This is a genomic window from Dolichospermum sp. FACHB-1091, from assembly GCF_014697585.1.
GTDB lineage: Bacteria > Cyanobacteriota > Cyanobacteriia > Cyanobacteriales > Nostocaceae > Dolichospermum.
In genome coordinates, this window is record NZ_JACJSB010000014.1 from 1 (window position 1) to 12,515 (window position 12,515).

Consider the following 12,515-nt stretch of genomic DNA (forward strand, 5'->3'; position numbering starts at 1 on the left):
ACTGAAACTCCGATTTTTTTAGCAAATTCATGAGGTTTAAACATAAAGTCACTCATAGGTGTGTCTATGAGTGTACAGGTTTGTCTATTAAATTGTCAACTTAGGACAAGCTCACCGATATTATCACTATTTCCTTATTCGCGGCAATAGCAGGCGCAAAGGATTGGGAAGATATTACGGAAGACCTTACCTTATCCTTTTATCCTTTCTGAAATTTCAGCCATGCCTGTTGTAGATAAGCAGGAGCAGGATTAGTGGCATCATAAATGACAATTACATTAGTTAAAGGTCTGCTGGGAGGAACTAAAATAGTATTTTTGGTGGCTAAGGCTCTAGAAGCCCCACCATCTAAATTCATAGCTTCGTAACAGCCTATTGCTTTCATGGCCTCCGCTTCTTCCTGCAAAGAGAGGGCGATTTCAAAGTTAGCTAAAATCAAGTTTTTCCGGTCTTGAGTGAAACCAATGGCCGTTCGGGTGCTATTACCCAACACAGAGGGATCTTTAAAACCTTCAATTTTGGGGTTGAGCCAAATTTCCCCCTGTCGCAGTAATCTCGGTCCACCAGTTAGGGAAAACCAATGTTTATTCCATTCTGGTCTACCTTCTACTCTTGCTGTCACCATTTCCGGACTGTTACCAATTCCTAAGCCCAAGGTAGTACCAAAGTTTTCCCAAGGACGGTATTTCAGAAATTTTCCCCCTGCTACCATGTTACCTATAACTGTTTTTTGGGGATTTTTGGCGGAAAATGTGCCATTGGCCACTACTGTAGCTGCACAACGCAGCACTAATTTATCAAATTCTTCATCACCACTGGTTTTTTGAATTGTATTAGCAAAGCTGGCATTTTTGGCTAAACCCATTGTAATTAAGTTTTTTGGATCTGTGAGGTCAACTATGGTCTGATAAAAAGGGATACCATTAATTTGACTTTTGCTGACCTGTACAACTTGTCCGTAACTGGGTAATGTGATTGTTAATCCCTGTGCTAAGGTTGCTCCACTCAGAAATAAAAAGGATCTACGGCTGATTTTATTAATTGGCATAATTGATTTTTATTAACTCTGATTTCTTCTTTCTTTTTGTTTCTGACTCCTGACTCCTATATTTTATGAATAATTGCTATATCATTTTTCACAAGCCCTATGGAGTCCTGAGCCAATTTACTCAAGAAAGTCCTCAACATATCACTCTCAAACAGTATATAGATATTCCTGACGTTTATCCTGTGGGGCGTTTGGACTGGGATAGTGAAGGATTGCTATTGTTAACAAATGATGGACAGTTCCAGCATCGTCTTGCTCATCCCCGATTTGGTCATCAACGTACCTATTGGGCGCAGGTGGAACGCATTCCTACCTTGGATGCAATTAATCAGTTACAAACTGGCGTAAAAATTCAAGATTATCGCACTGCCCCCGCCCAAGTTAGGTTATTGTTAGAAGAACCATCGGTGACACAACGCATTCCCCCCATTAGATTTCGTAAAAGTGTTCCCACGGCTTGGCTGGAAATTACCCTCACTGAAGGCAAAAACCGCCAAGTTCGTCGTATGACGGCCGCTGTGGGTTTTCCAACTTTACGGTTAATTCGGGTGAGTATTGCTAATATTCAATTACATGATTTAGCACCAGGACAATGGCGAGAACTTACTCCCACAGAACTCACTAGGCTTAATTATGCACCGGAAAAGTAAATTAATCTACTGTCATACTCAATACCTTCGCTATTTTTTTATAAGTTGGGTTGAGCGCAGTAAAATCCAAGGGTTTGTGCCTATAGCACACTACGTTAACATACTTAAACCCAATCTAGGAATCAAGCTTTTGTGAATTTTGCCCTTAGGTAAAATACCAGTATTATCTCATATATTATCAATGCCAATTGATTCCTGAAACAGGAAAATCAAGGAACTTCTATGATGCTGATTTGCCCCCAGTGTACATTTCCCAACTCTGATCATAATAAATTCTGTCAAAATTGTGGCACTTCCCTAACTGATAAAATCCGCCTTGATGCTAATAACGATATTGTATCAGATACAAATCGTTTTTACGATGGCAATATACCGTTAAGAGATATTCAGTCTCAACATATGCAAACTCTGACACAATCAGAAACTACTTATTCTCTGTTGTCTGTGTCAGAAATATATACGGATACGGTGGAAGTATCGTCTGGAGAAAATCCTGATTCTTCACTGACTATCTTGCAATTTGACAATCAAACGGAAGACAGAATTGTCAGTGATGAGATTACAAATATACCGTCATCCCCTCCGTTAATTAGTTGGGAATATGCGGCATATACTGATACTGGTCGTCAAAGAAATCATAACGAAGACTATTTTGCTATTGATAGCAAAGTTCACAAACAAGAATTACCAGAAGGTGCTATTCTCACAAAGACGGGTTTATATATTCTCTGTGATGGTATGGGGGGTCATGCGGGAGGTGAAGTGGCCAGTAAATTGGCTGTGAATACTATCCGTAAATACTTTCAAGAAACCTGGACTAGCGCGGAATTACCTAACCAGGAAAGTATTAAAGAGGCGGTTTATTTAGCTAACCAAGCCATTTATGACCTGAATCAACAACAAGCCCGTTCGGGAATGGGGCGCATGGGTACTACTTTGGTAATGTTGTTACTTCAGGATCAGCAAGCAGCGATCGCTCATGTGGGAGATAGTCGTATTTATTGCCTAACTCACAGGGAAGGACTAGTACAACTAACTATAGATCATGAAGTCGGTCAAAGGGAAATTTCCAGGGGTGTAGAACCAACTATAGCTTATGGCCGTGCCGATGCTTACCAACTCACCCAGGCTCTTGGTCCACGTGATCAAGATTACCTCCATCCCGATGTATCTGTTTTTGATATTCATGAAGATATGCTTCTGCTGTTGGTATCAGATGGTTTATCAGATAATGAATGCTTAGAAACTCATTGGCAAACTCATCTTCAACCTTTATTGAGTTATGATAGTGACTTAGAAATGGGTATTCAAGATTTAATTGAGTTGGGCAATGAATACAATGGTCATGATAACATTACGGCTATACTTTTACGAGTAAAAGTCTACCCATCTTAGTCCGCTTTGTCCTCAATTTAGTTTTTTGTTCTCAGGCTTTAGGTTGTATTGTGATTACTTTGACCCTATTAGAAAAAATCACAAAAACGCCGCTCCAGCAGTGGTACTTTGAGGATTCTACCGTCATTCGCATTGGTCGGGCGGTGGATAATCACGTTGTTTTGACTGATAATTTAGTTTCTCGGTATCATTTGGAACTGAAATTAGTTACCAGCACTAAGGAGGAAAATTGGGAGATCATTAGTCAAGGTACTAATGGAACTTTCCTGAATGGTTGTTTAATCACTAAATCTATAATAACTAATAATTCTCTCCTGCAATTGGCGACAGGTGGCCCTTTAATCCAGGTACAAATTTTGAAATTATCCCCGACATTTGCTCCCCCTTTATCCTCCTCTGCTGGGAAAATTAATCAGGGTATAAAACCAGTGTTTTCCGGTTCTCGTTGTACCCATGAGGGAAATGATCCGGGAAATGTCTTTTGTGTTCATTGTGGCCAACCAATTTTGGTACAAAATACTATTCGCCATTATCAAGTATTACGCACTTTGGGAAAAGGCGGGATGGGTACTACCTATTTAGCTTGGGATTCCACAGGTGAGACTACCAATATACCACAATTACTAGTATTAAAACAAATGAATGCTGATATGGCAAAAATTCCCAAAGCACGAGAGTTATTTGAACGAGAGGCAAGTATTCTCAAGTACCTTACCCATGAGGGAGTTCCTAAGTATTATGACTTCTTTGTGGAAGACGGTAAAAAATACTTGGCCATGGAATTAATTCACGGACAAGATTTAGAAAAACGGATTTTGTTAACTGGACCTGTGATACCTCAACAAGCGATCGCCTGGATGGTACAAACTTGTGATATTCTGGATTATCTTCATGGCCAAGAACCGCCACTAATTCACCGGGATATTAAACCAGCTAATTTAATGGTGCGGAGTGGCAATAATACTATTGTGGTTTTGGATTTTGGCGCTGTCAAGGAAATTGGTACAAAACCGGGAACAAGAATTGGTGCTGAAGGTTATTGCGCTCCTGAACAGGAACGCGGACAACCTCTTACCCAATCTGATTTATATGCTATCGGTCCAACGCTAATTTTTTTATTGACTGGGGAAAATCCTTTAAAATTTTATCGTCAAAAGGGGCGAAATTTTCGCTTTGATGTTAAAGGTATACCCACCATTACTAATCAATTAAGACAGGTGATTGAATGCGTTACTGAACCTTTACCACGAGATCGCTATCGTACCGCACAAGAGTTAGCTCAGGCATTAAAATCAGTCAGCAGATAGAAGAACTTGATGAGCGGTGAGGTTCAATTCGGGGAAAATTAGTGAAATTACTTGCTCATTGTCTCTAAAATGCTTTATTTGATATTCATCACCCGTTAAAGAAAAAACCGATACGGTCGGTTTTTTTTGGTTCACGAACGAATTTAGAAGCGCCAAAAGGTTGATAATCAACAATCCAGTATTCTTTAATCCCCATTTCTTCATAATCACTATATTTTCTATAGTAATCAACTCGCCAATTTGTACTGACAACTTCAATAAGTAATGGTACGGAATCACTTTGGACAACAGTTGACTCTTTCTCCCATAAGGGTTACTAATTTGGCTTTCGGTAAGGCTTGAACCATAATTTATCTGCCTTTATCAAGATGCCTGAGTATGTTACGATACTGAATGATCTATTTTTATTGTGCTAAATCTATAATAGAATTATGGCAGAATTTCACCCACCATTAAAACAATGACAATCAGGCAAAAACCCATTGCCATGTTAACGGTAGGGGCATTTGCGCCAATCTGTACTATATAGAGATAGCTAGTATACAATAAATTTTTAGTCGTCGTCCCATGTTTCTACCGCCAGTAAATCCCCAATTGGATCTTGGGTGCTAAATCCAAAGTCTAACAACTCTTGTTTCCAGTGTTGCCACTCATCGCCATAGAGTAAGGCAATCTTCCAAATTCTATCATTGGGTTTGATAATATTGGATTCTACGAGTGATTGCACGTTACGTTGCAATTTCACCATTGGGTGAATTACTTGCTGAATCATAACCTCGGTGTATTTCAGATTTTTGTGTGTAAATGCTTGATTAAAACAGCTTTCCGTTAGCAATTATTACCTGTGCGTGGAGCAATTGATGGTTTGGCAAAGCTAGTCTTAACTTTTCCAGTATACCATAACTAATGATAGTAAATTGCTTGAGAATTCGGTTTTGTACGGTAATCACCACCACTAAAAGCCATTGATGCCAAACAGTAGTGATAATTATATCCAGCCAGCCTTAAAAAAGGTTTTTAGTCCTGTCATAGTTATCATAACGCAGTTATGATAACTATGACAGGAATTTTTGAATTTTACTTGTGGGATAAATGTTTTGGTGGAAAGATCCTTAACTTATGGTTGTTAATCTCTGTATATTGGTGATAAGTCGGATATATTTTGGCTAATTCTTTCTGATTTACCAATATCTTCATACCAAAGCTGAGGATTAGTTTCAATAAAATTAATCATCATTTGTTCGCATTCGTCTAAACTTAAATCAACTACTTCCACACCATGAGATACCATGAACTCCTTAGCACCAGGAAAAGTTTTTGATTCTCCAGCAATTACCTTTTTGATCCCGAATTGTACCACAGCGCCAGCACATAAATAACAGGGCATGAGTGTTGAATAGAGTGTTGTACCTATATAGCTACCAATTCTCCCGGCATTACGGAGACAATCAATTTCAGCATGAGTGATAGGATCACTATCTTGTACCCTTTTATTGTGTCCTTGACCGATAATTTTGCCATCTTTGACAAGGACAGAACCAATGGGAATTCCTCCTTCTTGTCTACCTTGTTTAGCTTCAGCAATTGCAGCTTGCATAAATTCGTCCATTTGTCAATTCTCCTGAAGAAAAAATAACTGCTTGAGATGCTTCCCCGTAGAAAACTAATTTTTCCTACGTCCTAACACTTACTGATACGGAACAATAATCAGATGATGAAAATCAATAATCATAAATTAGCGGCTAAAAATATTAATACCAGGTTTTTAGAGCAAAACTTGGGCAATAAGGGTAAAGAATGGGTTGCAGCCTGTGGTATAATCGTTTTAATGCTGGGTGGTTGCACCAGTTTGAAGCAAACATCCTCACAAATTCAACCCGATAATGCTCAAACGCAAAAAAACACTGCACCCGCAACAGAAATTGCTCCTCCTCCTATCCTATCCTCCTCTGGAGATCCTAACTTTGTCGTTAAAGTAGTACAAAAAACCGGCAATGCTGTAGTTCGCATTGATTCAACTAGAACCGTCACTACTCAAGTTCCCGACCAATTTTCTGATCCCTTTTTTCGCGGCTTTTTTGGTGATAGAATCCCATCACAACCCAGAGAAAGAGTAGAAAGAGGTAGCGGTTCTGGGTTTATAATTAATTCATCTGGACAAATTCTCACTAATTCTCATGTTGTAGACGGTGCTGATTTAGTTACAGTTACTCTTAAAGATGGCCGAACTTTTAAGGGTAAAGTATTAGGAGAAGACGCGATAACAGATGTCGCAGTTATTCAAATTGATGCGAATAAATTACCCGCCCTAGCTTTAGGTAAATCTGACACTTTACAACCAGGAGAAGCTGTGATTGCTATTGGTAATCCTCTGGGTTTAAATAATACTGTTACCTCTGGAATTATTAGCGCCACAGATCGTTCTAGTAGTGATATTGGTGCGAGTGATAAGCGCGTTGATTATCTACAAACAGATGCAGCAATTAACCCCGGAAACTCCGGTGGACCATTATTAAATGCCCGTGGTGAAGTTATTGGCATGAATACAGCAATTATTCAAGGCGCTCAGGGTTTAGGATTTGCCATTCCTATTAATACTGCCCAAAAAATTGCCGAAGAATTAATTGCTAAGGGTAGAGTTGATCATCCTTATTTGGGAATACAAATGGTAACACTCACACCGGAAGTCAAGGAAAAAATAATTACTAGATTTGGTGATAAAATAAATTTAGCCGCAAATCAAGGAATTTTATTGGTTAGAATTGTTCCTAACTCACCTGCTGCTATTGCTGGACTCCGTCCGGGAGATGTCATTAAAAGTATTAATAATCAACCAGTTTTGAAAGTTGATGAAGTTCAAAAATTAGTAGAAAATAGTAAAATTGGTATTCCTTTACAAGTGCAAGTTGAGCGCAATGGCAAAATTTTTCAAGTTTTAGTGAAACCAGCGCCTTTACCAGTTAACAAGGATAGTTGATATTTGGTTAGTTGCCTGTTGATTTCTTGCCCAGATATATTGTCTTCCTACCCCCTGGGTAAAATTACCACGATTATAAAAAGCGATTCACACTATCATCTGAAACGTCTCCCAATATCTCTGCTAACCTACAGCACCCTGCAAACTTTGGCTCTGACAGCAAAAAATAAGGTGTAGAGGTCTAGATTGCATTGCGTTGTGGATGGTTTAGTGATTTCTCTAATTGTCTGATACCTATACTTATGACTAGATTACCCATATTTATCAACGCACTATTTTGTTACTCTGTCAATGCGTAACTCCTAGTAACAAGAAATTGGTAAACTGAAAGCCAATTATCCCAATTGCTAACCTATAGAATGAGGACTGATGAATTAGTTTTGTTAACGACGGCTAATTTATCGCTAACGTGATAAAAGATCAACTTAACCTTAACTTTTACAATAGGAATATTTCACAAGCATGATTCAAGAGCGCGTATTACCCACATTTAATAACGCCACAGTCCAAATTAGGAAAGAAGAAGGATTGGGCTTATACGAAGATATGACACTAGGTCGTTTATTTGAAGATAAATGTGCCGAAATGTATTATAGAGGAAAGATGTTTGGTTTTGTCCACCTATACAATGGACAAGAGGCGGTTTGTAGTGGCATCATCAAAGGAGCAATGCGTCCTGGTGAAGATTTCGTTTCCAGTACCTACCGTGACCACGTTCATGCTTTAAGTGCTGGAGTACCCGCACGGGAAGTTATGGCGGAATTATTTGGTAAAGCCACAGGTTGCAGTAAAGGGCGCGGTGGTTCTATGCATATGTTTTCTGCCCAACACCGGTTATTAGGGGGTTATGCTTTCGTCGCTGAAGGTATTCCTGTGGCTGCTGGTGCGGCTTTCCAGTCCAAATACCGTCGGGAAGTTCTGGGAGACAAAACCGCAGACCAAGTAACTGCTTGCTTTTTTGGTGACGGTGCTGCTAACAATGGTCAATTTTTTGAAACCTTGAATATGGCAGCTTTATGGAAATTGCCAATTCTCTTTGTGGTAGAAAATAATAAGTGGGCAATTGGTATGGCTCACGAACGAGCAACTTCCCAACCAGAAATTTACAAGAAAGCCAGTGTGTTTAACATGGTGGGTGTGGAAGTGGACGGAATGGACGTTTTAGCAGTCCGTCAAGTTGCTCAAGAAGCTGTAGCCCGCGCTCGTGCTGGTGAAGGTCCAACTTTAATTGAAGCTATGACCTATCGCTTCCGGGGTCACTCTCTGGCGGACCCCGACGAACTCCGCAGTAAGGAAGAAAAAGAATTTTGGTTTGCTCGTGACCCCATTAAAAAGTTAGCTGGTTATTTGCTGGAACAAAATCTAGCCACGGAAGCAGAACTCAAAGATATTGAGAGGAAAATTCAGGGTATTATTGAGGAAGCTGTTAAATTTGCTGAAAGTAGCCCTGAACCTGACCCTAGCGAGTTATATCGCTTCATTTTTGCCGAAGACGAATAAATTAGGGACTGGGAACTAGGGATTAGGTAATGGGTAATGGGTAATGGGTAATTGGAACTATCAACTGTCAACTAACCAAATAAAATCATGTTTACCATTGACATTCAACAAAGACAATACAAAACCTACATCTTGTCGGATAAAACCGCTGGTACACAAATAGAAGTAGTTCCAGAAAGAGGCGGTATCATTACTAGTTGGCTGGTTCAAGGTCAAGAAATTTTCTATATGGACGCTGAACGCTTTACTCATCCTGATTTGAGCGTTAGAGGTGGTAATCCCATTTTGTTTCCTCTTTGCGGTAATTTACCTGATAATACTTATAATGTTGATGGTAAACCGTATACCATTAAACAACATGGTTTTGCGCGGGAATTGCCTTGGACAGCAACGGAGCAAAATACAGAAAACAAAGCCAGTGTTACCGTAGTTCTCAATAGCAATGAAGAAACAAAGGCCGTTTATCCTTTTGATTTTCAATTGGCTTTTACTTACGAACTCCAAGGTAATACTTTAGCAGTCCGTCAGGAATATAAAAATCTGTCATCTACACCCATGCCATTTTCCGCTGGTTTCCACCCTTATTTTCTCTGTGGGGATAAAAATCAGCTAGAGGTGGAACTTCCCTCTGGAGAATATCAAGACAACAAAACCAAGGAATTTCACGCCTTTAATGGCAAATTTAACTTTAGTCAAGATGAAATTGATTTTGCTTTTGGTGGACTAACTGCTAAATCTGCCGCTGTCACAGATAATAGTCGCAAATTCAAGCTCACCCTCAATTATGATGATTTTACCACCTGGTTGGTATTTTGGACTGTAAAGGGCAAAGATTTCTATTGTCTAGAGCCTTGGAGCGCCACCCGCAATGCTTTTAACACTGGTGATAACTTGACTGTTTTAGCGCCAGGAGCTAGTTGTACTGCGGCTTTCCAATTAACAGCAAATTTTTTCTAAAAACCCCTTGACAAAACCATGGCTGTTTATGGTATATTTATAAAGTTGGAAAAACAGCAAAAGGGTCGCTAACTCAACGGTAGAGTACTCGGCTTTTAACCGATTAGTTCCGGGTTCGAATCCCGGGCGACCCATTTTTTAGGTTAAAGTATAATTGCATGGGTTGTACTGTGATTAATAGACATCTGGTGAAAGGAATTGCGGAAAAGTGATTTAGAGGGTGTTTGAAAAGTCATGATTGATGTATCAAATATTTTTGATCCCTCCCTAACCATCCCTTGGTAAGCAGGGGGTTTTCATTTTCTAAATTCTAGCAGAAGAAAGAGCGAAACTTTTACTATTATTCGCTCTTTTTTCCGTTCATAATCTATTGAATTACTATTTAAACTCCAACCTTGTAATGAGTCGGGATTAAAAGGATCATAAACGAAATAGTCTCTAGTTTTAAATGTGTTTTGATAAAGATTCTTTTTGGGTCCTAAGTCTACATTTTTAGTGGAAGGAGACATTAATTCAATGATCACATCTGGATAGCGTCCTTCTTCTTCCCATACTACCCAACCTTGACGGGATCTATTACCATCAACATTCAGGACTGCGAAAAAATCAGGACCTCGAAAATCGTTGTTTTTAGCTTGCTTACTGCTGTAATAAATAAACATATTACCACCAGTAAAGAAATCATTGCGGTCTGACCATGCTTGTTCTAGGGAATCAATTCAAACATTCATGGCTATGCGGTGACGGTTACTTTCCAAGGGAACTCCATCATCAAATATTAAATCAGTTGGGGGTGGAGTGGGTTGCCAATCAGGAACAATTTCTACTGGGGGAGTCTGGTTTTCAGGAATGTTAGTTAACATAAGACAACCTAAGAAAGTTTATTCAATATGGCTATTTGCTGATACAAAAATGTTAACATAAGTCTCAGGTTGTTAAAAAGCTATCTTTTACTTCTGACTGTTAATTTTCATTACCTAACCTATATTCTCCTAAAATATAAAACGATAAGCGTTAATAAATATTATGCGTGTAGTAGCTCTTGTACCTGGTTCAATTGATAACCAAATTCTTTTCTTTGCCACTCTTGATGATCTGAAGCGTTATTATCCTCACGCACAGATAGATGTTGTTGTAGAACCTAAGTCAAAGGCTGCTTATCGGGTAAGCAAGTCTGTTCACGATGTATTAACTTTTGATTACAAAGATCGTAATAGTCTAGCTGATTGGGGTAACTTCGTTGGTATGATACGCGATAGAGAGTATGATGTTGCTATTATCGTCGGACAAAGTTGGTTTGTAGGTTTCTTGATGTGGTTAACAGGAATTACGACGCGCATTGGCTACCAAGGCCAAGGTGCGGTTTTTCTGACTGATCGAATCGTGCCAAATCTATCCCAGTATGTAGCAAAGACGTATCATGATTTACTAAAGGCTTTGAAGATTGATACTGATTGTCCAGGATTATCTGTAAATGTGCCTAAAATAGATATTGAATGGGCGCGAGGTGAACAAAAACGCTTAGGAGTAAGCGAAACAGGTTTTATCCTCATTAATGGTGGTGGAGCTAGTTTAGATACAACTTATCCTGAAGAAAATTGGCAACAAATTATTGAAGCTTGTCAACAAAAACAACCGGATTTACCTATTGTGGTCATTAAAGAAGCCAATAATGAGCCTTTAGTCAAATCACTTTTACAAAGTTGTGACAATATTCAAGTTACTTCCCCCGAAGATATTGGCAAATTAACTGCTATAATTGCTGGTGCTAGTTTAATGTTGTCTGTAGAAAATAGCTACCTGCAACTGGGCGTAGCAGTAGAAACATATACAATTGCCTTGCTTAATTCTACGGAATCATTAAAATTATTACCCACCAGTGAAAAAGTCTTGACTATGACCTCACATACTGGGAAAGTAGCGGATATTTCACCCCAAATAGTATTAGAAAAAATTTGGGGAGGTTGAATATTATCAACTGTGGGTTTTGGATTTGGGATTTTGAATCTCAAATCCCAAATCACCAATTTTATCAAGGAGATGTCTAATAAGTGTTATCAGTGCTGCATAATGGGAGTAGGAATTATATTTCGCACCAAATAGCAAAGGAGCAAAGTTTGAGATTTTGATTTTGTCTTTTTGATTTTGTCTTTAGGAGTTACCTTTTTCAATCATTTCAAAGAAAGCATCATCTAATTCATAACCCAAAACTTGTGCTAAAGATTTCAGTCGAGATGGACTAACAATATCTTGTTTGTGCAACCAATCACTTAAAATAAATATCTTCTGCATCAAGAATATTTCTAAGGCTTCTGGGTTGTATTGGATACCTTCTTTGGAGCTAAACTGATGAGGTACTAACATGGCCGCATAACGAGCTAATTCTCCTGCTTTCCAGTCTAGTAAAAATGGCAACCACGGATATTTAGCATCGAGACGGACAAACCACAGTCTGACCTCTGGAATTTCCGATAGTTCTCGTGGATCATTTGCGACTCGTTCATAATTAATGTCTAAACGCAATTGCTGTTCATAGGAGGAAATTTTTCCCTCTTGGAGTAATGGTTCAATCACCATTAAAGCAGATGACAGATCCAAATTATAAATGGAGTCGTTGTTGAGGATGATTGTGATGGTCATAACCGTTTATTTTCTGGCTCAACAGTGGTGAAAATCCAGAT

Annotated in this window: 10 protein-coding genes, 1 tRNA gene and 4 pseudogenes; 9 read left to right on the plus strand and 6 right to left on the minus strand. The window is 39.0% G+C overall.

Features of this window, described 5'->3' with window-relative positions; translation table 11 throughout:
• Positions 1–199 precede the first annotated feature (199 nt).
• Positions 200–1,048, minus strand: a complete 849-nt coding sequence (locus tag H6G25_RS10635; protein ID WP_190392454.1) for a phosphodiester glycosidase family protein — start codon at positions 1,046–1,048, stop codon at positions 200–202.
• 65 nt (positions 1,049–1,113) lie between these two features.
• Between H6G25_RS10635 and H6G25_RS10640 the strand changes: the two genes are divergently transcribed.
• The 4 genes and pseudogenes from H6G25_RS10640 (at position 1,114) to H6G25_RS10655 (ending at position 4,400) form a co-directional block, all read left to right on the plus strand.
• A complete protein-coding gene (locus H6G25_RS10640; RefSeq protein WP_190392455.1) occupies positions 1,114–1,698 on the plus strand; it encodes an rRNA large subunit pseudouridine synthase E in 585 nt (194 codons plus the stop codon).
• Between the two features lie 225 nt (positions 1,699–1,923).
• Positions 1,924–1,968, plus strand: a pseudogene (locus H6G25_RS21640) (hypothetical protein); the annotation flags it as partial.
• 105 nt (positions 1,969–2,073) lie between these two features.
• Positions 2,074–3,093 (plus strand): annotated as a pseudogene (locus tag H6G25_RS10650) (serine/threonine phosphatase); the annotation flags it as partial.
• Positions 3,094–3,143: 50 nt separating this feature from the next.
• Entirely contained in the window at positions 3,144–4,400 is a 1,257-nt protein-coding gene (locus H6G25_RS10655; protein ID WP_190392456.1) for a protein kinase, read from the plus strand.
• On the opposite strand, the pseudogene H6G25_RS10660 reads toward H6G25_RS10655, so the two are convergent.
• From H6G25_RS10660 to H6G25_RS10670, 3 genes and pseudogenes are all read right to left on the minus strand, one after another.
• Positions 4,386–4,713: pseudogene (locus H6G25_RS10660) on the minus strand (Uma2 family endonuclease); the annotation flags it as partial. The gene H6G25_RS10655 and the pseudogene H6G25_RS10660 overlap by 15 nt on opposite strands.
• Before the next feature lie 240 nt (positions 4,714–4,953).
• Positions 4,954–5,172 carry a DUF4327 family protein gene (locus tag H6G25_RS10665; RefSeq protein WP_168359743.1) on the minus strand — a complete coding sequence of 73 codons (219 nt, stop codon included), beginning with the start codon at positions 5,170–5,172 and terminating at the stop codon, positions 4,954–4,956.
• Between the two features lie 354 nt (positions 5,173–5,526).
• Positions 5,527–6,009 carry a nucleoside deaminase gene (locus tag H6G25_RS10670; RefSeq protein ID WP_190392457.1) on the minus strand — a complete coding sequence of 161 codons (483 nt, stop codon included), beginning with the start codon at positions 6,007–6,009 and terminating at the stop codon, positions 5,527–5,529.
• A gap of 105 nt (positions 6,010–6,114) precedes the next feature.
• On the opposite strand from H6G25_RS10670, the gene H6G25_RS10675 reads away from it, so the two are divergent.
• The 4 genes from H6G25_RS10675 to H6G25_RS10690 all read left to right on the plus strand — a co-directional run bounded on the left by H6G25_RS10675 (position 6,115) and on the right by H6G25_RS10690 (position 9,968).
• On the plus strand, positions 6,115–7,377 hold the full coding sequence (locus H6G25_RS10675) for an HhoA/HhoB/HtrA family serine endopeptidase (protein ID WP_190392526.1): 1,263 nt from the start codon (positions 6,115–6,117) through the stop codon (positions 7,375–7,377).
• Positions 7,378–7,839: 462 nt separating this feature from the next.
• The gene (gene pdhA, locus H6G25_RS10680) at positions 7,840–8,877 is read left to right on the plus strand and encodes a pyruvate dehydrogenase (acetyl-transferring) E1 component subunit alpha (RefSeq protein ID WP_190392458.1); all 1,038 of its coding nucleotides are present in this window, start codon (positions 7,840–7,842) and stop codon (positions 8,875–8,877) included.
• A gap of 87 nt (positions 8,878–8,964) precedes the next feature.
• A complete protein-coding gene (locus H6G25_RS10685) occupies positions 8,965–9,834 on the plus strand; it encodes an aldose epimerase (protein ID WP_190392459.1) in 870 nt (289 codons plus the stop codon).
• Positions 9,835–9,896: 62 nt separating this feature from the next.
• Positions 9,897–9,968 (plus strand) — tRNA-Lys (locus H6G25_RS10690).
• 240 nt (positions 9,969–10,208) lie between these two features.
• On the opposite strand, the pseudogene H6G25_RS10695 reads toward H6G25_RS10690, so the two are convergent.
• Positions 10,209–10,697: pseudogene (locus H6G25_RS10695) on the minus strand (Uma2 family endonuclease); the annotation flags it as partial.
• Positions 10,698–10,860: 163 nt separating this feature from the next.
• On the opposite strand from H6G25_RS10695, the gene H6G25_RS10700 reads away from it, so the two are divergent.
• Positions 10,861–11,802: a glycosyltransferase family 9 protein gene (locus H6G25_RS10700; RefSeq protein ID WP_190392460.1), complete on the plus strand. Its 942-nt coding sequence runs from the start codon at positions 10,861–10,863 to the stop codon at positions 11,800–11,802.
• Between the two features lie 183 nt (positions 11,803–11,985).
• Here the strand turns inward: H6G25_RS10700 and H6G25_RS10705 are convergent, their stop codons facing one another.
• Positions 11,986–12,474, minus strand: coding sequence for a CRR6 family NdhI maturation factor (locus H6G25_RS10705; protein ID WP_190392461.1), 489 nt, complete (start codon positions 12,472–12,474; stop codon positions 11,986–11,988).
• Positions 12,475–12,515: the final 41 nt, after the last annotated feature.